Here is a 20620-nt window from a genome sequence, read left to right on the forward strand (position 1 = left end):
CAGGAGGAGTTCACCGTTGCGACCCGATGACATGGGGACGCTCTTCGAGGAGTGTGCCAGCCGGGGCGGGGCCACCGTGGTCCATCTGGACCGGCCCTTCGACCTGCCGGGAGCCGGGGGCATAGCGTATGACCTGGCCCAACTGGCCGCGCTGGTCGAGGAGACCGCCGGCTGGCTCGCCGCCGCCGGGGTGCGGGCGCGGGACCGGGTGGCCATCGTCAAGGACAACCACTGGGACTACGACCTGCTGGCCTGCGCCGCCGTCCGGCTGGGCGCGGTGCCGGCGCAGCTCTCCGCGCACCTGGCCGCCGAGCCGCTGGCCACCCTGCTGGCGAGGCTGCGGCCCCGGCTGCTGGTGGCCACCGCCGCGCTGCTGGAGCGGCACCGCGCGGACGGCGTCGATCCGGCCCAACGCGCCGAGCGCACCGTGGTGTTGGACGCCCCGGCCGATGGCGCGACCCTCGTCGACGAGGTGCGGGGCGCCACCGCGCCCGGGCCGAGGCGGCGCGACCCGGACGCGCCGCTGGTCATCAACCACACCTCGGGCACCACGGGCGTGCCCAAGCTGGTGGCGCACACGACGCGGACCATCATCCACAAGCTGGCCAGGTTCGAGACGTTCCGCTACCCCAGGATCGGGGTGCGGCGCGAGGACACCGTGGTCAACGCCAGCTCCTACGCGCACGGGCGGACGTTCTGCTGGACGGCGAGCGTGCTGTGCCTGGCGCCCCGGGAGATCGCCATCCTCACCCGGCACGCGCCCGAGGAGGCGGACCTGTTCCTGCGCGACCACCCGCCGACCGTGCTGGAGGCGCTGCCCTCGGTCTACAACCGGCTGCGGCCGCTGACCGGCCGGCTCGACCAGCCGTTCCGCCGGGTGCGGCTGTTCGTCTCCACCTATGACGCGGTGCATCCGCCGACGCTGCGGGCGTTCCTCGGCGCGACCCGGCAGCGGGGCGCGGTGTGGATGCAGGGCTGGGGCCAGACGGAGACCGGGCCGCTCACCTTCCGCTTCCACACCCGCCGTTCGCTGCGCGGCGCCGGCGAGGTGGACGCGCGCGACCTGGGGCGCCCGGTGCCGTTCAGGACGCGGCTGCGGGTCGTCGACCCGGATACCTTCGCGCCGCTGCCGCCCGGGCGGGCCGGGCTGCTGCTGGCCAGGACCGGCGCCAGGGCGCCCGGCTACCTCGGCGAGGAGGAACGCTGGCGTGCCAAGGACCACGACGGCTGGTGGAACACCGGCGACGTCGGGGTCCGCGACCGCACCGGCGCGGTGCGGCTGTTGGACCGCGAGGTGGACCACGCGCCCGGGCTGAGCTGCCTGACGCTGGAGGACGTGCTGGAGGACCGGCTGCCGTGGCTGTCCGAGTGCGTGGTGCTCACCCCGCCGGGCGGCGACCCGCTGCCGGTGCTGGTGACGGCGGACGGCACCTTTGACGCGACGGAGTTCAAGCGGGCGGTCGAGGACCTGCCGCCGCTGGCCGAGCCGGTGGGGCGCGCCGAGGCGTCGATCCCGCGCACCGGCACCGGCAAGGTGCGGCGGCACGCGCTGCTGGAGCAGCTGACCGGCCGGCCGGACGCGGCCGGCACCGGGCGGTGGACCTGATGACCACGGCGAGCGCCCCCGGCTACGCGTTCCCGCCGCACCCGGCGTTCCTTGGCGGGCAGCACGGCTGGCTGTCCGCCGCCTACGACCCGGTGACGCTGCCCCGGCTGGCCGCCACCGGCGTGACCCGGGGCTGGCGCTGCCTGGAGGTGGGCACGGGCGGCGGCTCGGTCGCGCGCTGGCTCGCGGAACGGGTCGCGCCCGGCGGCGAGGTGCTGGCCACCGACCTGACGCCGCCGACCTCCCCGGCCCCGCCCGGCGTGGTCTATCTGACCCACGACATCGTGAACGACCCGTTGCCGGACGGGGAGTTCGACCTGATCGTGGCGCGCCTGGTGCTGCAACACCTGCCGGAGCGTGAGGCGGTGCTGGCCCGGCTCGCCCGGGCGCTGGCGCCCGGCGGCTGGCTCCAGGTCGACGAGTTCGACGTCTCCTACGAGCCGCCGCTGCTGGCGCCGGACGCGGCGGCCGAACGGCTCTACCGGAAGTTCCTGGCGGCCAAGGCGGCGGCGCTGCGCGCGGCCGGGGCGCACCCGGAATGGGGCCGGGAGGTGGCGCGCGCGATGCGGGCCGCCGGGCTGGTCGAGATCGACCCACGCCCCCATGTCGAGCTGCGCACCCCCGAGTCGGCGAGCCTGGGCCTCCAGCTCCACCACACCCACCACCTGCGGGAACGGCTGCTGGCGGCCGGGATGACCGAGGCGGAGCTGGAGCGCGTGCGCGCGCTGATGACGGACCCGACGTTCCGGGCCTGCTCCAGCGTTCTCTACTCGGTGCAGGGCCGCAGGGCGGGCTGAGCGGCCCGGCGCGCCTTCTCGGGGTTGGCGCAAAGCGCGAACTCCCTGGCACGGAGCGACAAAGACACCACGGCGGGACACTCCCACAATCGAGGGGACAGCACCAACCACAGGGAGGGGAACCTGACATGCAGCGCATTCGCCGCATAGCCGCCGCCGTCCTCGCGACGACGGCCCTGGCCGCCGGCACCGCCGCGATGACCACCAGCCCGGCCGCCGCCGCCACGGACACCCGGGCGGGGGCCACTGATATTGGGGCCCTTTGGTACTGCGGCTGGGACAACCGCACCACGCCGCCCACCATCGGCTACGGCTCGACGGGGAACACCGTCCGGGAGGCCCAGTGCATCCTGGACTTGATGGGCTACAACCTCGGCCCCTCCGGAGTCGACGGGCACTTCGGCGACTACACCCGGAGTGCAGTGCGGGCCTTCCAGAACGACGTCCGCATCGACGATGACGGAGTCGTCGGGCCCGTCACCTGGTCCTGGCTCCGCTACGCGTGACCCCACCGACGCGCGGGTGACGGTCGGGGTCAACGGCCGTTGTCCGCCGGGGGGTTCGAGGGGCCTCGGCCCGGGAGCCGTGAACGGTTCCCGGGGCGGGGCCCCCTCGTCGTGGGGGTCACCAGTAGCCGAGGCGGCCGTCGACCAGTTCGCGGATGGCGTCCAGGTGGCCGGCGTGCCGGGCGGTCTCCTCCAGCAGGTGGAGCAGTATCCAGCGCAGGCTCGGCTGCCGGTCCGGATGCCGGGCGATGTCGTCCAGGGAGTGCGCGGCGACGATCTCGTCGGAGCGGGCGCACTGCCGCTGGTACTCCTCGACGAGCCGGGCGAGCGGGACGTCCGCCACCAGCATGTCGGCGTCCTCGGGCTCGTCCAGGAACTGCGGGTTGTCGGCCGAGGAGCCGCCCAGGAAGATCACCTCGAACCAGGCGTGTTCCACCCAGCGCAGATGGGAGAGGACACCGGCGGCGGTCATCAGCGGCGAGGAGGGCAGCACCGCGCGGTGCGCCTGGTCCTCGTCGAGGCCGTCGGTCTTCCAGCGGCAGATGTCCCGCTGGAGGTCGAGCCAGCCGAGCAGTTGGGTGCGTTCGTCCGCGACGAGGGGCGGGCGTTGACGAGGAGACGACATGCGCGGGGACGCTACCGGCGCGGCGCCGGGCCGCGCATGTCGTTTTCCCGCCGGGACCGACCGGGACCGGCCAGGACCGGCCCGGGCCTCGTGTCGGGACCGTCAGATCAGGCCGAGCGAGAGCATCGCGTCGGCGACCTTGGTGTAGGCGGCGATGTTGGCGCCGGCCACGTAGTTGCCCGGCATCCCGTACTCGTCGGCCGTCTCGGCGCAGCTGGCGTGGATGCCGCGCATGATGTCCTGGAGTCGCTGCTCGGAGTAGTCGAAGCTCCAGGAGTCGCGGGAGGCGTTCTGCTGCATCTCCAGCGCGGAGGTGGCGACGCCGCCGGCGTTGGCGGCCTTGCCGGGGCCGTAGGCGAGGCCGGCGTCCTGGAAGATCCGGATGCCCTCGGGCGTGGTGGGCATGTTGGCGCCCTCGCCGACCGCGACGCAGCCGTTCCTCACCAGCGCGGCGGCCTCCTTGCCGGTGATCTCGTTCTGGGTGGCGCAGGGCATCGCCACCTCGCACGGCACCTCCCAGACCTGCCGGCCGGCGACATAGCGGGCGTCGGGCACGGCCTCCGCGTAGGCGGTCAGCCGCTCCCTGCGCTGCTCCTTGATCTCCTTCAGCAGCGCGACGTCGATGCCCTTGGGGTCGTGGACATAGCCGCCGGAGTCGGAGCAGGCGACGACGCGGGCGCCGAGCTGGTGGGCCTTCTCTATGGCGTAGATCGCGACGTTGCCCGAGCCGGAGACGACGACGGTCTTGCCGTCCAGCGAGTCGCCCCTGGCCAGCAGCATCTCCTGGACGAAGAAGACGCAGCCGTAGCCGGTGGCCTCGGCGCGGACCTGGGCGCCGCCGTAGGTGAGGCCCTTGCCGGTGAGGACGCCGGACTCGTAGCGGTTGGTGATGCGCTTGTACTGGCCGAAGAGGTAGCCGATCTCGCGGCCGCCGACGCCGACGTCGCCGGCCGGGACGTCGGTGTACTCGCCGATGTGGCGGTGGAGTTCGGTCATGAAGCTCTGACAGAACCGCATCACCTCGCGGTCCGAGCGGCCCTTGGGGTCGAAGTCGGCGCCGCCCTTGCCGCCGCCGATGGGCAGGCCGGTGAGCGCGTTCTTGAAGATCTGCTCGAAGCCGAGGAACTTGACGGTGCCCAGCCGCACGGAGGGGTGGAAGCGCAGGCCGCCCTTGTAGGGGCCGAGGGTGCTGTTGAACTCGACGCGGAAGCCCCGGTTGATGTGGATCTCGCCCTTGTCGTCCTCCCAGGGCACCCGGAAGATGATCTGCCGCTCGGGCTCGCAGAGGCGGGCGACGATCTTGGACTCGGTGTAGCGGGGGTGCTTGCCGAGGACGGGGCCGATGCTCTCCAGCACCTCGCGGACGGCCTGGTGGAACTCGTCCTCACCCGGGTTGCGCGCGAGCACCTCCGCGTAGATGGCCTCTGACTTCTCGTGCAACGGCATGGCGTCTTCCCACTCCTGTCCTGGCATCGCCGGACCGCCCCCGGGGCGGCCGATGAGGGCGGACCGTGCGGCTTCGAGCCTGGCACGGTGCGCCGTACTGTGCCTGCCAGGCTCCGTTGCCTGGGCGACCGATCAATCTCGGCCACTGTATACAGCCAGGTCGGAGGGGAGAAGGCCGCCCCGGGGGCGGTTCGGGGCGGGGTCACCTCAGCGGGCGGTAGCCCACGTTCAGCTCGTCCAGCAGCGGGAGGTGGCCGCGCAGGCGGCGTTCGAAGTCGGCCGGGTCACGCTCGTCCTCCGCCGTCCAGCCGATCTCGGCGATGGCCGCCAGGCGCGGGAAGGCCCGCCACTCCACGGCGGCCGGCGTGGGCAGGTACTCGCTCCACAGCTGGCCCTGGACGCCGAGGGCCGACTTCGGCGGTCGGTAGGAGTAGACCTTGGACAGCGGCAGCCCGCCGCCGATGGCCAGCGGCTCGTCGGGGGCGTCGCTCTCCGCGTAGTCCAGATAGGTGTGCTGCTGGGGAACGGCCACCAGCTCGTGGCCGCCGCGCTCGGCCAGGCCGACCCGCTCGTCGTTCTGCCAGGCGAAGATCACCGCGCCCTCGGGGACGCCCTGCTCGATCAGCTCGTCCCAGACCGCGACCCGGCGGCCGTGGCCGGCCAGGTGGCTGGCCAGCCGGCGGGACCACCAGCCCAGCAGCTCCTCGGGGCCGGCAAGCCGCTCGGCCGCCGCCCGCTCCCGCGCCTCGGGGCTGGCCAGCCACTCGTGGGCGGGCACCTCGTCGCCGCCGATGTGGACGAACTCGAACGGGAAGACGTCCACCAACTCGTCCAGCACGTCGCGGACGAACTCCACCGTGCGCTCACGGGCGTTGAGGACATGGCGGGAGATGCCCCACTCGACCCGGACCGGGAGCTGCCGGTCGGGGCGGTTGCCCAGCCAGGGGTAGGCGGAGATCGCCGCCTGCATGTGCCCTGGCGCGTCGATCTCCGGCATGATCCGCACCCCGCGCCGGGCCGCGTAGCCGACCAGGTCGCGCAGCTCGGCCTGGGTGTAGCTGCCGCCGTGCAGAACGTCGTCGCGGCGGCCGTCCCGGTTGTGGCCGATCATCGAGCCGGTGCGGAAGCCGCCGATCTCGGTCAGCTTCGGATAGCGCTTGACCTCGAACCGCCAGCCCTGGTCGTCGGTGAGGTGAAGGTGGAGGGTGTTGAGCTTGTGCAGCGACAGCAGGTCGACATAGCGATAGAGGAACGGCAGCGGGTGGGCGTGCCGGGCCACATCCAGCAGCGAGCCGCGCCAGGCGTAGCGGGGGCGGTCCACGATCTCCCCGTGCGGCAGGCGCCGTTCGCGCAGCAGTTGGCGGAGGGTCTGGACGGCCCAGACCAGCCCGGTCGCGGTGGCGGCGAAGGCGCGGGCGCCGCTGTCGTCGACGGTCAGCCGGTAGCCCTCCTCGCCGAGCCCGCCGTCGTCCACCAGGGTCAGCTCGACGCCGGGGCCCGAGCCGGTCAGGTCCAGCAACTCCCGGGCCAGCGCGGCGACTTCGGCGGGTCCGCGCACCCCGGCCTCCGGGCCGGCGGTCCAGAACGCGTCCGGGCGCAGCCGGAGTGAGAGGGGCCTGGGCACCAGGGCCGGCGTGGGGTCGGGGCTGTCGCCGACGCTCTGGCCGGTGCTGCTGCTGGCGCTCTGCGGCTCTTCCGTCACGTGTCGCACTCCCGTTGATCTCGTACGTTGATCTCGTAGGGCCTCATCGACGCGGGCCTCATCGACGCTAACCGGCCCGGGGGGTGGTGCCAAGGTGCCACCCGGGGGGCCTCGGGGGCCTCGGGGCCCGCCGAGGAGGGCTTACGCGCGGAACGGTCGCTAGACGACGGCACTTTGACCATCCCAGGCGGAACTTTCTCTTGACTGTGCGCAAAGTCGTTTCTACGTTGTCCGCCGTGGCGAGCGCGGTGCAGGCGTCCCGCCCTTCGAAGTCCGACGAAGAACCGCACCTCGCAGAACGGCAGGACACCGCCCATGTGTTACGGACTGAACGACGAGAAGGCCCTCGCGATGGCGCGCGCCGGGCGCGCCGGCACCAGCAGACGCAACCTGCTGCGCGGCGCCGCGCTCGGGGCGCTGGGCGCCGGCGCCCTCGCCACCGGCGTCGCCACCGCGCCGGCCGCCCAGGCGAGCCCCCGCCACGGCTGGGGCCGGGTGCGGGTGCCGAAGGACCGCATCAGCATCCAGCTCTACACCGTGCGCGACGCCCTCAACGGGGAGCCGGGCTTCGACGAGTCGCTGCGGCAGATAGCGGACTACGGCTACCCCAGGGTCGAGCAGGCGCTCGGCTTCTTCGGCCGCACCGCCAAGGAACTGCGGGCGTTTTACCGCGCGTTGGGCATCCGCGCCACGTCCAGCCACAACGACATCAGCGCCGACGAGGAGGCGTTGAAGACCAAGCTGCGGGACGCCCGCGAGCTGGGCCAGTCCTATATCAACGTGCCGTGGCTCTCCTCCGAGGTCGCCGACGACTGGCGCCGCTGGGCCGAGCAGATGAACCACGAGGCCGAGAAGGCCCGCCGGTACGGGCTGCGCTACGGCTACCACAACCACGCGCACGAGTTCACCACCGACCTCGGCGGCGGGCTGACGCCCTGGGAGATCCTCACTTCCGAGCTTGACCCGCGCCTGGTGCACCTGGAGATCGACATCTACTGGGCGGTGACCGGCGGCATCGAGAGCGGCGACGGGGTGGACGACCCGGAGCGGTTCACCATCGACGTCATCAGGTCGGCCCCGCAGCGGGTGCGGCAGTTCCACGTCAAGGACCGCGACCCGGAGACCGGCGACATGGCGGACCCGGGCACCGGGATGATCGACTTCCCCCGGATCTTCCGCGCCCACCGGGTGGAGGAGTACATCGTCGAGAACGACACCCCGGACGTCACGCCGCTGCACAGCGCCGACGTCGGTTACTCCTATCTGCGGAACCTCAGCTGCTGAACGGGCGTGACTGCGTGGAATGTTGACCGGCCGTGGGGTGAACGCCCCACGGCCGGCGGCGTGTTCTGGGGCGGGGTTGGGGTGGGTGCGGGTGGTGGTGTTGGGTGCGGGGTTTGTCTGCGGGCCGGTGGCCGGTGCGGGGCAGCCCGACTGGTCGCCGTCCCTCGACGAGACGCGCTCACAGGGGTGGAGGCTCTGGCGCGGGCTACTACGCCGGGCCTAGATGGCGCACGATCGGCCGGGTGCGGGCGTAACGAATGCCGGCAGGAGGCTGGCTGGGAAGGGGGGCGCGGCTTCCGGGAGGTGGAGTTCGTTGCCGCCAGGGGTGGTGGGTGATGGCGACCGTGCCCTCCGGGCGCGGGGACTGCGGCTTGTTCGGGGGCCGGTTGGCCGCTGGGGGCGTGCGTGGCGCGCACCGGCTTCGCCGGCCTGCCCCGGCATGTCGCCCGTCTCGGATGTGGCCGATCGTCGGACGACTGAAAGGGGACGGCCCTCGCCACTCCACTCCGCTGGCAGGACGGAGCAACGGTCAACGACCACGCTGCCGCGCGAACAACGCCTGCCGGTGGGATAGTCCGCGCCTTGTCGACTTCCGGGCAGGGGGTGGGGGCCCCTTTCAATAGGTGCCCGTCTAGAGTTGAACGATCTGTTCACTTCCAAACGGGCACCTAGAAAAAAGGTCCCCCACCCCCCGGCGCGCCCGCCTTCGGAAGTCGACGGCCCGCGGACTACCAAGACGGCAGGCGATGTTCGCGCGGCAGCGAGGTCGTTAACCGGCGCCCCGTCCTGCCGGCGGAGTGGAGTGGCGAGGGCCGTCCCCTTTCAGTCGCCCGACGATCGGTCACGTCCGAGACGGGCGACATGCCGGGGCAGGCCGGCGAAGCCGGTGCGCGCTACGCACGCCCCCACCCACCAAACGACCCTCGAACTCGGCGCGGTCCCTGCGCCCGGAGGGCACGCACCGCCATTCCCGACCACCCCTGGCGGCAACGAACCCCACCCCCCGGAAGCCGCGCCCCCCTTCCCAGCCAGCCTCCTGCCGGCATTCGTTACGCCCGCACCCGGCCGATCGTGCGCCATCTAGGCCCGGCGTAGTAGCCCGCGCCAGAGCCTTCCACCCCTGTGGGCGCGTCTCGTCGAGGGACGGCGACCAGTCGGGCTGCCCCGCACCGGCCACCGGCCCGCAGACAAACCCCGCACCCACCCACCACCACCCGCACCACGAAGATCCAGAAGCGAGGCCCTACCCGGCCCCGCGCGGCAGCGCCTCCAGCGGCTCCAGGGCCTCCAGGGCCTCGGCCACCGCCTCGTAGAACCGGGCCTGGGCCAGCGCGCTGGGTGGCAGCTCCGGGTTCCAGGGCAGCACCGTGGCGGCCGAACTCAGCGCGCGCCAGCCGTCGTTGTCCTGGAACACGTCCGGCCTGGCCGCGTTCCCCCGCACGTCGCTGAGCACGATGGCCGGGGACAGCGCGGCCGCGTCGGCCCAGTCGCCGGTGGCCCAGTTGGCGCCGGGGCCCTCGGGCGGGGTGGCCAGCGCCACCCCGTGCTCGGCCAGGGCCCGCAGGTCGGGCCAGGCCGTGGCGCGCGCCAGATAGGCCGCGTCGGCCCCGGCCGGCGAGAGCGCCAACACCCGCGCCTCGGGCGCGGCAGCGGCCGCGCGCCGCAGCCGCTCGCGGGCGGCCGTCAGCCGGCGGGCCCGCTCGTCGGCCGGCGCGCCCGCCTCGGCGCCCAACGCCCGTGCCAGCGCGGCCAGTCGGCCGGTGACCTCGGCCAGGCTCCGGCCCGGGCCGACGTCCAGCGCCACCGTGGGCACCCGCGCCTCCAACTCCTCGGCCACCGGCTCCTCGACCCCGTAGAGCCGCTTGCCGTCATAGGTGACGGCCACCAGCAACTCCGGTCGGACCGCCAGGAGTTCGTCGACGCGCAGCGCGCCGCCCGGCCCGAAGTAGGGCACCTCGTCCAGCGGCAGCAGGCCCGACTTGGCCGGGTCGGGCGCCTCGCCGTCGTGCAGGGAGCCGAAGTGCCCCAGCGGGCGCACGCCCTCGTCCCAGAGCGCGGCGGCGACCTGGGTGTAGGCGACGACCCTGCGGGGCGGTCGCGCGGCGACCACCCGCGCCCCCCGGTCGTCCCGGAACTCCCAGCCGCCGTCCCGGCCGTTCGCCTCGTCGGCGTTCGCGCCCTCGGTACCCGGCTCCCTCGTCATGGGCCGCCCCTCCTCGTCGTCGTTGGGGTGTTGCCTCCACCTGCCCAGCCCCTATACCTGCCCAGCCTCGGCCCGGAATCCCCATCGATCGGGCCGGAACGTCGTTCAGGCGTTGGCCGGGGTGATGACCAGCACCTCCGACTCGTCGTGCGGCAGGTACTGGGCGCGGACCACCATGCCCGGCTGGACGTGCGGGACGACGGACGGCGGCATCGGCTTGGCCTGCTCGATGTCGAAGGTGGAGCCGTCGGGGCGGGTGACCCTGAGGGTGTAGGCGATCACGGCGTGCTGACCCCTGATCTCGCCCGTGGGGCGGGAGGTGAGGACCACGGCCCTGGTCTCGAAGCCGTTCTCCGCGATCCGCAGCTGCTTGGGTGTGATCTCGCCCTTGGCCAGCCGCACCCGGTTCATCGCGTCCTGCATCTCCTCGGGCGGGGCGTCGGCCGCGATGGCCACCCGGCCGTCGGTGCTGCCCGGCCGGTAGCGGACCGGCAGCACGGTGCCGGGCCGGATCAGGGCCAGCTCGCTGAGGTCCACCAACTGCCGCGCCACGCCACGGAACGACTGGCCGTCCAGGGTGTCCACGTCGAGCAGGATGTCCATCTGCGGGGCGTCGTTGACGGTCAGCCCGGTGCGGTCCATGCCGACCACGGTGCCGATGCCGATGGGCGCGTCACGGAACTCCCTGGCCGGGCGGGAGCCGGAGGCGCCGTCCATCAGCCGCCCCACGGACAGCATCGAGGGAACGAAGAAGACGAGCAGCATCGGCCCGACGAGCCAGCCGTTCAGCCACGGCATGGACTCCTCGGAGTTGAGGCCGGTGAGGACGTAGGGGACGCAGAGCGCGAGGGCGATGGCGCAGGTGAGCCAGCCGATGTACTTCATGTCGATTCCTCCTGGAACGGGGTGCTCGGGGTTCGCGGGGTACGCGGGGTACGCGGGGTTCAGTGCTCGGGGTTCGGTGCTCGGGATGCCGGACGGGTGCGCCGGGTCAGGTGAGGTTGCCGAGGAGGTCCGTTCCGCCGACCGGCACCTCGTTCAGCGAGCCGTCGGGGCGGAGCAGCAGCAGGGCGTCGTGCCGGCCGAACTCGGACTCCTCGGAGGCGACGGGCAGCACGCTGACGCCGGAGGACGCGGTCAGGGCGTGGCCGGACTCGGCGGTCACGGTGTGGCGGTCGACGACCTCGCCGGTGTCCAGGGAGAACACGGTGATCCGGTAGCGCTCGCCGACCGCGTCGGCCGCCTCCTGCACCACCACCCGGCCCCGGTCGGCGCCCAGCGCCAGCAGCTGCGGGGCACCGTCGTCCTCGTTGACCCCGCCGTCGTACCCGCCCAGCAGCGCGGAGAGGTCGGGTAGCCCGGCGGCCTCGCCGGCCAGGGCCTCGTCCAGCTGCCGCTGGAGCTGCGCGGCCACCTCGTCGGGCAGGCCGCCGGCGATCAACTCCTCGATCTCCAGGGAGAACTCCTCGACCGTGAGCGAGGTGTCGACCTCCACCAGCACCGGCTCGGCCGTGGCCACCCGGGTGCCGCCGGCCAGCAGGATCTCCGGCTCGCGCAACGGGCCGCCGCCCAGCTCGCGTTCGCGGCCCTCGGGGTCGGTGAGGACCAGGGTCGCGCTGGGCGCGCCGACCTCGGTGGGCCGCAGGGCGAGCGAGCCGGCCTCGCCGGCGGAGGCCGTCTCGGCGGTCACCGCCTCCGCGTCCTGTGTCAGGGGCCCCTCGCGCAGCCGGCCGGACCAGGCGGCGGCGGTCTCCCGGTCGGCGGGCGAGGCGGCCAACTCGCCGACCGGGATGGTGTGGTAGTCGCCCTGGACGTCCATCGCGACGACCGCGTCGCGGACGCTGTCGTAGCCGTAGGCCGCCGGCGAGGCGATGTGGTCCCGGCCGAGCCCGGGCACCTCGTCGGGGCGCACCGCCACCGAGCCGTCCGCCAGCGCGACGATCATCAGCCCGTCGTCCGTGGCCAGATAGGCGTGGGTGTCGCCGGCGACCAACACCGTTGCCTCCCAGAGGAGTTCGCCGGAGAGCCGGACGTCCCACGCCCGTTCCCCGCTGGCCAGGTCGACGGCCGCCAGCCGGGTCTGCCAGAAGTCGCCGCCGAACATGCCGAACAGGCCGGCCTCGCCGTCGCGTTCGTAGGGCACGAGCGCCAACTGCCGGGCGGGCGTGACCGCCAGGCCCATCCCCGGCTGGAGAGTGATGGTGGGCTCCTGGTGTTGCGCGGCCATCCCGCCGAGCACGACGGCCGCGATGCCGACCGGCAGCCCCAGGAACATGAACGCGCCGAGGCCGCGCCGCCGCCGCGCGTCGGGCCAGCGCGGGTGGTCGGGGGTGCCGTAGGGGGAGCTGATCCGCCCGCCGTTGCTGCCCGGGTCCGTTCGGTACCGCATCTCCCCGCTCCTCTCGTTCGGCTGTGGGGAGTCCCACCGTCGCGGGGCCGGCGCGGCTACCGATCACAGAAACGGGCCGGGGTCGGCGCGGCCCCGGCCGGCCCGCCGGATCTTCGGATCGCCGAATCACCGGGCAGAGCCGGCCGGTTACCATGCGGGCATGTGCCCGGGAAACGCGATGACCGCCGACGCGCCGGCCACCGTGCCCAGGGCCCGGCTGATCGCCGAGGTCTGGGCCGAACTGGGCGCCGGGCTCGCCCCGTTGAGCAACGGCCTGGGCCAGCCGCTGGCCCGCACCGTGAAGCTGCTGCTGGACCCGCTGGTGCTGCGCCCGGTGCTCAACCCGCACTTCGCCGCCGGGCCGGTGCGCGGGGAGCACGCCGACGAGCTGCGCGCCACGCTGCGCGCGGCGGGGCCGCGCCTGGCGGCGACGGCGGCCTGGTTCACCCACCTCAAGCGGGCGCGCCGCACACTGCGGATCACCGAGGGCAACCCGCAGGACCTGTACTTCCAGAGGTGTTTCGAACTCGCGGGAACGCTGGGCCCGCCGGGCGCTGACGCGGAGCGGGTGGCGACGGAGGTGGTCGCGGAGATACGGGAGGCGGCCGGCGCGCTGACGGTCGCCGCGCTGCGCCGCCATGTCACGGAGCCGGCCCGGGCGGCCGAGCTGCGCCGCCGACTGGCCGAGGCGTGGTCGGGGGCGGCCTCCGAGGCGGCTCACGCGGCGGCGCCGGGCCACGAAGCGGCCCCTGAGGGCGGAGCATGGGGCGCCGCGGACGGCGAACTGGGGAGTGGTGGCGGCGCGTTGGGGCATGGTGGCGGCGCGTTGGGCACGGCGCTGGACCGGCTGCTGGACGGGGTGGCCACGGGCGTGGACGGCTCGCGGCTGGCCGCCCTGGTCGCCGGGCGGGCCGGGACGGCCGACGCGGCCTCGCTGGCGCCGCCGGGCGCGGCGCGCGCGTGCGGGCTGACGCTGCGGGACCGGATCGCGCCGCCCGAGCTGGGCGAGAGCGCCTCCAAGCGGACCCTGCCGCCGCCGTTCGACCGTTCCGTCTTCGAACGGCTCTTCGCCGGGTTCACCTCGGCGTTCCACCGCGAGGCGATGCCCGAGCTCTCCAAGTTGGTGCTCCAGGAGATCCAACGCACCGCCGGGCCCTGGCAGTTGGCGGAGGAGTCCACCCGGGTCACGATGGCGCTCGGCCGGCGGGCCAGCGCCGGCCTCGCGCCGGGCGGCGGCGCACCGGGCAGCGACGCGGGCGCCCGGCTGGCGGCGCGCTGGCGCCGGGAGCCGTTTGTGCACCGGGCGCTGCGGCTGCCGACGGCGGCGGCCGGCGGCCGGGCCGGCGAGGTGGGGCAGGTGCGGCAGGCGTATCTGCGGCGGCTGTGGGTGCGGGTGCACGGGCGAGAACTGCGCGGCGAGGAGGTGGCCGCTGACGGGCTGTGGGACCTGCTCGACGGGGTGCTGCGGTCCGTGATCATGGACCAACGCGACCGCCTGCGCGCGGTGTTGGACCGGGCGGGCGGCGACGCACCGGGCCGCTCCTCGTTGGACGGTGAGGCCCGATGACCGGGGTTCGGGTGCGGCGCGCCGACGGCACGCTGTGGGTGGGGCGGGCGCCGGCCCACCCGGAGTGGACCGGGCTGGTGGAGGCCGAAGGGGCCGTGCTGACCTGGGACGTTCCGGCCGGGCAGCGGCTGCCTTCGGCCGAGGTGCACCACGGGGAGCGGGCCGCCGACTGGCTGTGGCAGGTCTACGGGCCGGCCGCCGACGCGCTGCTCGCGGTGCCGGACGGCACCGAGACGGACGTCGAACTCCCTGCCGGCGGCGGTCCGTTGGCGGAGCCGCTGGCGCGGCTGGCCCGGCTCGGCTGGTTGGCGGCCTGGTGGCCGGCGTCTCAACTGGCCGGCGTGCCGGCCCTGTCGGCCGCCCTGCTGGCGGCCGAGGCGGCCGTGGTGGCCGCCGACGTGGAGGGGCTGCTGGACGAGCCGGACGCGGTGGAACGGCTGTTGGCGCGGGCCGCGCCGGCCGTCCATCCGCTGGCCGCGCTCGCCGACGATCCCGAACTGGGCGACGCGGCACGGGCGTTGGCCGAGCGGCTGGCCGAGGTCGCGGAGGACTTCGGGGTCGAGCTGCCCGAGCCGGCCGCGCTGCCGGCCGACGCGGGCGGCTGGGCGCTGGCGGCCGGCGGCGAGCCGCCGGGCGGGGTGACCGCGCTGAGCGGCGTCGGGCCGCTGAACTGGCGGCGGCTGCCGCCCGGCGTGGTGGACGCGGCGGCCGAGCTGCGCTGGACGTTGGTGCGGCGGGAGGGGCGGCTGCTGCTGGATGTGGCGGTGGCCCGGGCGCCGTCGGCGTTCGCCGAGGAGGCGCAGGGCGCGGCGCTGCGGGCGCGCTCGGACGCGGACGCGGTCGAGTTCCCGCTCGAAGTGACGGCCGGCGGCGCCGAGTTCGGCGGCGCGGCCGAACTCCCCCCGACGGCCCTGCTGGTGCCGGCGCCCCGGCGCACGGTGACGGTCTGGGCGCCCGGCTACGCCGGCCCCGACGACGCCGAACCGGCGCTGGAGGCGGCCGAGTTGGCCGCCCGCCAGGAGCCGGTGCTGGCCCACGCCGAACGGCAACTCGACGCCGGGGAGGGCTCGTTCGCCGAACGGGTGGCCGCCCTGGTCGATCCGGAGGTCTGATGGGCGAGACCGGGCGGGACACTCCGCTGGGGCTCCAGCCGACGCAGCCGGCCTCGCCGCGCTGGCACCGCTGGCGCGACCTGCACAACGAGGGCACGAGGCTGGCGCAGGCGGGCCGCGTCCGCCGCGCCCGGGCGCGGCTGCGGGCAGCGGAGGCCGAGACGCGGGTCCCGGACGTGGACGCGGAGGGCCTGTTCCACCGGGCCCGCAGCCTGGCCAACCTGGCCACGCTGGCCGAGAACGCCGGCGATCTCGCCGAGTCGGAACGCCTCCTCGACGAGGCGATCACCCTAGGCCGCCACCTGGTCGGGGCCCCTGGCGGGCCCCCGACCGAGCAGGGGCCAGCCGCCGGGGCCGAGAGCTGGCCCCCGTCCGGAGCGGAAGCCCCTGCCGGGGGCGGGGCGGCGACCGGCACGGGAGCCCCCGCCGGGGCCGGCATCGCCCCGGCCGGGACGGAAGCCCCCGCCGGCGGCGGCGCGGCGGCTGAAAGCCGGCCTCCGGCCGGGAACGGACCCGCTGCCGGGGGCGGAATTACCCCGGCCGGGGCGGAAACACGCGCCGGAGGCGAGGCAGCGGCCGCGACAGAACCCGCCGCCCAGGGCGGGGCAGACATGGACCGGACCGAGGGCGCGAACCCCGCCGGGAGCGGGGAGCGATCCGGGAACGGACCCGCCACCGGAGGCCGGGCGGACAGGAACCGGACCCAGGGCGCCAACCCCGCCGAAGGCCGGAAGCGAACCGGAAGCGGACCCGCCCCCGGGGCCGGTATCGCCCCGGCCGGAACGGAAGGCCCTGCCGGGGACGGGGAACTGCGCGGAGGCTTCGCCCCCGTGCACGACGGGGGCCCGGCCCGGGGCCGGGCGGAAGGCCCCGTCGGGGATGCGGTCTTGGCCGGGGCGGAAGGGCCCGTCGGAGGCCGGGCGAACGCCACAGGCGATGCGCTCGCCGCCGGAGGTCAGACACCCGTGGGCGCGGGTCGCGCCCCGGGCGCGACGGATCGTCCCGTCGAGGACACAGACCGGGCCGAGGCGGAACGTCCCGCCGGCGGCGGGGCGAACGCCCCGAGCGGGGAAACGGCCGTACGCGCGGGTCGCGCCCCGGCCGAGAACTGGCGGCCGGCTCCGGTTGAGTCCGCGCCCGAGGGCACACCGTTCGGGTCGCACCGGCCGCAGGCCGCGAACGAGGCAGCCGCCGCAGGCGACGCCGCACCCGCCGAAAGCCGCCCTGCGACCAAATACGGCACCCCAACCCAGGCAACAACCCCCGCCGGCCGGACGGAACGCAACGCCGGCAACCAGCCACAGACCGGGGACAACCCACCCGCCAGCGCAGCGCCCGCCGCCGAAGGCGGGGCGCGGGTCGAGGGCGCAGCCCCCACGTACGACGGGGGCGCGACCGGGGCGGGCCCAGGCCCCGCCGGGGACGCCGCGCCCGGCGCGGCAACCGCAACGCCCGCCGCAGACACCCCCGCCGCAGGCACCCCCGCCGCAGGCGGGGTGGATCGGGCCGGGAGCCCTCTCGGGGCTCCCGGCCCCCGCCTCGCCGGCCCCTGGGCCGGCGACGCCCTGTGGACCCTGGTCAGCGCCTTGGCCTCGCGGGCCCAGACGCGGATGCTCGCACAGCGCCCCGACCTGGTGAAGGCCGACCTGGACGAGGCGTTCGCGCTCGCCGAAACGGCGCCCGAGCCGCCCGAGTTGGTGACGTTCACCCTGCACGGGGCGCGGGCCGGGCAGCTGATGATGACCGGGGAGCTGGCGGAGGCCGAGCAGGAGGCGCTGATCGCGTTGGACGTCGCGCTGGCCTTCCGGCCGGAGTTGGCCGCGTTCCCCTGCGAGAGCCTGGCCAGGATCGCGTTGGCCTGCGACAACCCGGAGGGCGCCGCGGAGTTCCGCCGGATCGCCGCCGAACCGCACGCGTTCAGCGAGGAGTTGACGGCCGGCACGCCGGGCCTGGAACTGGCCACGCCCGTCGCCGAACCGGGCCCGATCGCCCACACCACCCACGGCAGGGTGACCGCGATGCCGTGGGCGCTGCACCCACGGTGGCGGCGGTGCGCCGCGCTCAACGCGGAGGGTGTGCGGCTGGCGTTGGCCGGTCAACTCGACGCGGCCGAGCCGGTGTTGCGCGCCGCCGAACGGGCCACCCACGCGGTCGGCGGCGGCCGGGACGCGCTGGTGTGCCGGGCCAGCACGCTGCTGAACCTGGTCGGGGTCGCGGAGGCCGCCGGTGACATCCCGGCCGCGCTGGAGCTGGCGACGGAGGCCGTGGCGCTGTTCGCCCGGGTGACTGCCGACGCCGGCCCCGACGACCCGGCGGCCGCCGCCTGGGCCGCGCAGCTGCTGGGCGCGCGGAACCTGCGCGCAGCGCTGCTCCGCGAGAGCGGCCAACACGACGCCGCGCTCGCCGAGTTGGCCCGGGTCGAGGCGGCGCTGCCGGCGCTGGGCGCAGGCAACGAGGACGCCTGGGTGTGGCTGCTGCTGGTGCGGGCCACCGTGTTCGCGGCGCAGGGCCGGCTCGCCGAGGCCGACGAGACCGGGCGGGCCGCGTTGGCGCTCGCGCAGGAGCATGTGCCGGCGTTGGCGCCCCGGGTCCATGTGCTGCTGGCCGACCTGGCCGGCACGCTCGGCGACGAGGAGGCCAGCCGGGAACGGTTCGCGCTGGCCGGCGAGTTGTTCGCGGTGCTGGACGACGCCAGGGGCGAGGCGGCGACGTTGATCAGCCTGGGGCGCAACGCGTATCTCGCCGGTCGTGCCGAGGAGGCCGACGCCTGCTACGCCAGGGCCGAGGCGCTGCTGGCGCGGGAGGGCCACGCCGCGCAGCTGGCCGCGTGCCGGCTGGGCCGGGCGGCGGTCGCGGCGGTCGGGGGCCGGGCCGCCGAGGGCCTGGCGCTGCTGGACGCGGCCAGGGCCGAGTTGGGCGCGGGCGCGACGCCGCTTCAGCGGATCGCGTTCCATCAGGTGCGGGCCGGCGCGTTGGACGCGTTGGGCCGGTTCGCCGAGGCCGACGCCGAGGTGTTGGCGGCTCGGCCGCTGGCTGAGGAGTCCAGGGGCTGGCATGTGGCGCTGACCCTGGACTGGTGGCGGGCCGACTCGCACGCCAGGTGGGCGGCCGCGCTGCCAGCCGAGGAGCGGGGCCCGGTGCTGGCGCGGGCGCTGGAGGTGGCGGTGCCGGCGGCGTTGGCGGCTGACGCGGCGCGCCAGTTCTTCGCGGCGGGCGGGGAGCGGGAGCGCTGGGTGGCGCTGGCCGCCGCGCCCGCGCTGCGGGCGGCGATGGTGGCGGTGCGGAACGCGGGCGACGAGGCGTTGGCGGTCGCGCTGATCGACCATCTGACGGCGACCGCGACGTTGTCCGTCGCGCCCTCGGCCGGCGAAGCGCCGCCGGCCCTGCCGGATGTGGAGGCGGTGCCCGTGCCGCCGCGCGAGCCGCCGAGCGGCGACCAACTTTCGTACGCGGCAGCCGCGTTGGGCCTGGCGACCGGCGGCGATCCGGCGTTCCCCGCGCCCCGGCTGGCGCTGCCGCCCCGGGTGCGGGTGGCGCCGGGCGTGGCGACGCCGTTGGAGCCGTGGATCGAACGGGCGGAGCGGGTCTACGGGTTCGCGGTGCGCGCCGACGAGGCGGTGCCGGCGTGGTGAGCGAACACCGGCCGGCGGACGGGCCCGAGCGTCCGGCGGAACGGTCCGGGGGCGACGAGAACGGCGGGCCGCCCGGGGACGACGTGGTGGGGGTGCGCACGGGGGCGACGTTCGGCCCGCGCTGGGCCGATGTCGCCGCGCTGGCCAACGAGGCGGTGCGGCTGCACGCCAGGGGCCGGACGCGGCGGGCCAGGGAGGCGCAGGAGCGGGTGCTGGCCGCCACCGAGGTGCCCGACGTGGACGTCGAGGGGCTCGACGTGCGGGCCCGCGCGTTGGCGAACCTGGCCGCGCTGGCCGAGGAGCGGGGCGAGCCGAGGGAGTCGCTGCGGCTGGCCGGCGAGGCGCTGGCCGTCTGCGACCGGATCGAGGAGCGGGTGGGCGACGCGCGGGGCACCCCGGCCGTGCGGGGCAGCGTGCTGGTCAACCGCGCCCAGACGCTGCAACTGCTGGGGCGGAACGAGGAGGCGCTGGCGGACTGCGACGCCGCGTTGGCGCTGCCGGTGCGTTCGGGCCCGGGGAGCGTGCCGCTGAACTTCGCGCTGCACAACTCCCGGGGCTGCACGCTGATCGCGCTGGGCCGCTACCCGGAGGCGGAGGCCGAGGTGCGGGCGGCGCTGGCGATCGCCCAGGAGCACGAGCCCCGGCTGGCCGGCCACGCGCACACCAATCTCGCGGTGCTCGCCGGGCGCGCCGGCGACCTGTCGACGGAGACCGAACACCTGCGGCTGGCCCGGGAGTTCCACCACCAGGGCGGCGATCCGATCGCGCGGGCGCTGTCCGAGGAGAATCTCGCCCGGCTCGACCTCGGCGAGCGGCGGTTGGGCCGGGCCGAGCGCGGGCTGCGCCGCGCGGAGCGCGCCTACACGGCGCTGGGCGCCGAACACCGGGCGGCGAGCGTGCAGTTCGGGCTGGCGCTGCTGGCGTTCCTGCGGGGCAGGGTCGGGCGGGCCCGGCGGGTGCTGCGCCGGGCGATGCGGGTGCTGGAGCGGACGGGCGAGGTCGGGGCGCTGGTGGAGTGTCATCTGCTGGCGGGCGATCTGGCGGCGTGCCGGCTGCGGTTCAAGGCGGCCGACCGGCACTATCTGGCGGCGCGCGCCCTGTGTTTCGACGCCAACGCGCCGCACGAGGCGGCCCGGGTGGACGCCCGGCGGGCGCGGGTGGTGCTGGCCTCGCTGCGGCTCGCCTGGCTGCCGCCCATGCGCCGGCACCTGCTCGGCGCGGCGCTGGACGTCGGGCTGCCGGCGGCGTTGGCGACCGACGCGCTGCGGCACGGCTTCCCGCCGGGCCGGGCGCGGGAACGGTGGACGACCGAGGTCGCCCGGCCCGCGCTGGCGACCGCCCTGAAGCTGCTGACGCTCGCTCAACAGCCGCGCCTGGCCGTGGAGTTGATCGAGCACATCGCGGCGTCGGCGACGCTGGACGCGGAACGGCCGGCGGACGAACCGGCCCGGGCTGGCGGGTCGTTCGCCACCGAGCTGCGGTCCAGGATCGTGGCGGCGCCGTTCGGCCAGGAGCTGCCCGAGCCGTTCCCGGCGCCGGCGGAGCCGGTCGGCGAGGGCGCGTTCGCCGCCTCCCTGGCGGCCGGCGGCGGCGCGGCGGCCGATGGGTTTCCCGCGCCGCGCCTGGCGCTGCCACCCCGGCTGCGGGTCTTTGAGGCCGGGGAGCAGCAGTTGGCCGACTGGATCGCGGCGGGCGAGCAGCGCTACGGCCGGCGGATCAGGTCCGACGACGAACTCAGAGTGTGGTGAGCG

14 protein-coding genes are annotated in these 20620 nt (G+C 75.4%); 8 read left to right on the forward strand and 6 right to left on the reverse strand.

Annotated features, from left to right (window positions below):
* Positions 1 to 16 precede the first annotated feature (16 nt).
* From FH609_RS27390 to FH609_RS27400, 3 genes are all read left to right on the forward strand, one after another.
* The gene (locus tag FH609_RS27390) at positions 17 to 1606 is read left to right on the forward strand and encodes a class I adenylate-forming enzyme family protein (RefSeq protein WP_226961995.1); all 1590 of its coding nucleotides are present in this window, start codon (positions 17 to 19) and stop codon (positions 1604 to 1606) included.
* Positions 1606 to 2403, forward strand: a complete 798-nt coding sequence (locus tag FH609_RS27395) for a class I SAM-dependent methyltransferase (RefSeq protein ID WP_139673387.1) — start codon at positions 1606 to 1608, stop codon at positions 2401 to 2403. Before FH609_RS27390 ends, FH609_RS27395 begins: the two co-directional genes overlap by 1 nt.
* Before the next feature lie 128 nt (positions 2404 to 2531).
* Positions 2532 to 2909 (forward strand): peptidoglycan-binding domain-containing protein, encoded by a 378-nt coding sequence (locus FH609_RS27400; protein ID WP_139673390.1) that lies wholly within the window; start codon positions 2532 to 2534, stop codon positions 2907 to 2909.
* A gap of 118 nt (positions 2910 to 3027) precedes the next feature.
* Here the strand turns inward: FH609_RS27400 and FH609_RS27405 are convergent, their stop codons facing one another.
* The 3 genes from FH609_RS27405 to FH609_RS27415 form a co-directional block, all read right to left on the reverse strand.
* Entirely contained in the window at positions 3028 to 3534 is a 507-nt protein-coding gene (locus tag FH609_RS27405; RefSeq protein WP_139673393.1) for a DinB family protein, read from the reverse strand.
* 102 nt (positions 3535 to 3636) lie between these two features.
* Entirely contained in the window at positions 3637 to 4980 is a 1344-nt protein-coding gene (gdhA, locus tag FH609_RS27410) for an NADP-specific glutamate dehydrogenase (RefSeq protein WP_139673396.1), read from the reverse strand.
* A gap of 202 nt (positions 4981 to 5182) precedes the next feature.
* On the reverse strand, positions 5183 to 6682 hold the full coding sequence (locus tag FH609_RS27415; protein ID WP_193318081.1) for a beta-N-acetylhexosaminidase: 1500 nt from the start codon (positions 6680 to 6682) through the stop codon (positions 5183 to 5185).
* A gap of 315 nt (positions 6683 to 6997) precedes the next feature.
* Here FH609_RS27415 and FH609_RS27420 point away from each other — a divergent pair, with 315 nt between their 5' ends.
* Complete coding sequence (locus FH609_RS27420; RefSeq protein WP_139673402.1) at positions 6998 to 7966, forward strand: sugar phosphate isomerase/epimerase family protein; 969 nt, start codon at positions 6998 to 7000, stop codon at positions 7964 to 7966.
* A 1243-nt stretch (positions 7967 to 9209) separates the two neighbouring features.
* Here the strand turns inward: FH609_RS27420 and FH609_RS27425 are convergent.
* From FH609_RS27425 to FH609_RS27435, 3 genes are all read right to left on the reverse strand, one after another.
* The gene (locus FH609_RS27425) at positions 9210 to 10169 is read right to left on the reverse strand and encodes an ABC transporter substrate-binding protein (protein ID WP_139673405.1); all 960 of its coding nucleotides are present in this window, start codon (positions 10167 to 10169) and stop codon (positions 9210 to 9212) included.
* 105 nt (positions 10170 to 10274) lie between these two features.
* On the reverse strand, positions 10275 to 11054 hold the full coding sequence (locus tag FH609_RS27430; protein WP_139673409.1) for a hypothetical protein: 780 nt from the start codon (positions 11052 to 11054) through the stop codon (positions 10275 to 10277).
* A 106-nt stretch (positions 11055 to 11160) separates the two neighbouring features.
* Positions 11161 to 12558 carry a PA2928 family protein gene (locus tag FH609_RS27435; protein ID WP_139673412.1) on the reverse strand — a complete coding sequence of 466 codons (1398 nt, stop codon included), beginning with the start codon at positions 12556 to 12558 and terminating at the stop codon, positions 11161 to 11163.
* Positions 12559 to 12718: 160 nt separating this feature from the next.
* Between FH609_RS27435 and FH609_RS27440 the strand changes: the two genes are divergently transcribed.
* From FH609_RS27440 to FH609_RS27460, 4 genes are all read left to right on the forward strand, one after another.
* Complete coding sequence (locus tag FH609_RS27440) at positions 12719 to 14125, forward strand: hypothetical protein (RefSeq protein WP_139673415.1); 1407 nt, start codon at positions 12719 to 12721, stop codon at positions 14123 to 14125.
* Positions 14122 to 15237: a hypothetical protein gene (locus tag FH609_RS27445; RefSeq protein WP_139673418.1), complete on the forward strand. Its 1116-nt coding sequence runs from the start codon at positions 14122 to 14124 to the stop codon at positions 15235 to 15237. The genes FH609_RS27440 and FH609_RS27445 overlap by 4 nt, the downstream gene beginning before the upstream one ends.
* Before the next feature lie 1610 nt (positions 15238 to 16847).
* Positions 16848 to 18869 carry a hypothetical protein gene (locus FH609_RS27455; RefSeq protein ID WP_139673421.1) on the forward strand — a complete coding sequence of 674 codons (2022 nt, stop codon included), beginning with the start codon at positions 16848 to 16850 and terminating at the stop codon, positions 18867 to 18869.
* Positions 18866 to 20617, forward strand: a complete 1752-nt coding sequence (locus tag FH609_RS27460) for a tetratricopeptide repeat protein (protein WP_139673423.1) — start codon at positions 18866 to 18868, stop codon at positions 20615 to 20617. Before FH609_RS27455 ends, FH609_RS27460 begins: the two co-directional genes overlap by 4 nt.
* Positions 20618 to 20620 lie beyond the last annotated feature (3 nt).

The sequence above is a fragment of the Streptomyces sp. 3MP-14 genome, from assembly GCF_006334905.2.
GTDB lineage: Bacteria > Actinomycetota > Actinomycetes > Streptomycetales > Streptomycetaceae > Streptomyces > Streptomyces triticirhizae.

Bases quoted from the DNA above. Each gene is read 5' to 3' on its own strand.
- FH609_RS27395 (WP_139673387.1), top strand. From the start codon at position 1,606: ATGACCACGGCGAGCGCCCCCGGCTACGCGTTCCCGCCGCACCCGGCG.
- FH609_RS27400 (WP_139673390.1), top strand. From the start codon at position 2,532: ATGCAGCGCATTCGCCGCATAGCCGCCGCCGTCCTCGCGACGACGGCC.
- FH609_RS27405 (WP_139673393.1), bottom strand. From the start codon at position 3,534: ATGTCGTCTCCTCGTCAACGCCCGCCCCTCGTCGCGGACGAACGCACC.
- gdhA (WP_139673396.1), bottom strand. From the start codon at position 4,980: ATGCCGTTGCACGAGAAGTCAGAGGCCATCTACGCGGAGGTGCTCGCG.
- FH609_RS27420 (WP_139673402.1), top strand. From the start codon at position 6,998: ATGTGTTACGGACTGAACGACGAGAAGGCCCTCGCGATGGCGCGCGCC.
- FH609_RS27425 (WP_139673405.1), bottom strand. From the start codon at position 10,169: ATGACGAGGGAGCCGGGTACCGAGGGCGCGAACGCCGACGAGGCGAAC.
- FH609_RS27430 (WP_139673409.1), bottom strand. From the start codon at position 11,054: ATGAAGTACATCGGCTGGCTCACCTGCGCCATCGCCCTCGCGCTCTGC.
- FH609_RS27435 (WP_139673412.1), bottom strand. From the start codon at position 12,558: ATGCGGTACCGAACGGACCCGGGCAGCAACGGCGGGCGGATCAGCTCC.
- FH609_RS27440 (WP_139673415.1), top strand. From the start codon at position 12,719: ATGTGCCCGGGAAACGCGATGACCGCCGACGCGCCGGCCACCGTGCCC.
- FH609_RS27445 (WP_139673418.1), top strand. From the start codon at position 14,122: ATGACCGGGGTTCGGGTGCGGCGCGCCGACGGCACGCTGTGGGTGGGG.
- FH609_RS27455 (WP_139673421.1), top strand. From the start codon at position 16,848: ATGCTCGCACAGCGCCCCGACCTGGTGAAGGCCGACCTGGACGAGGCG.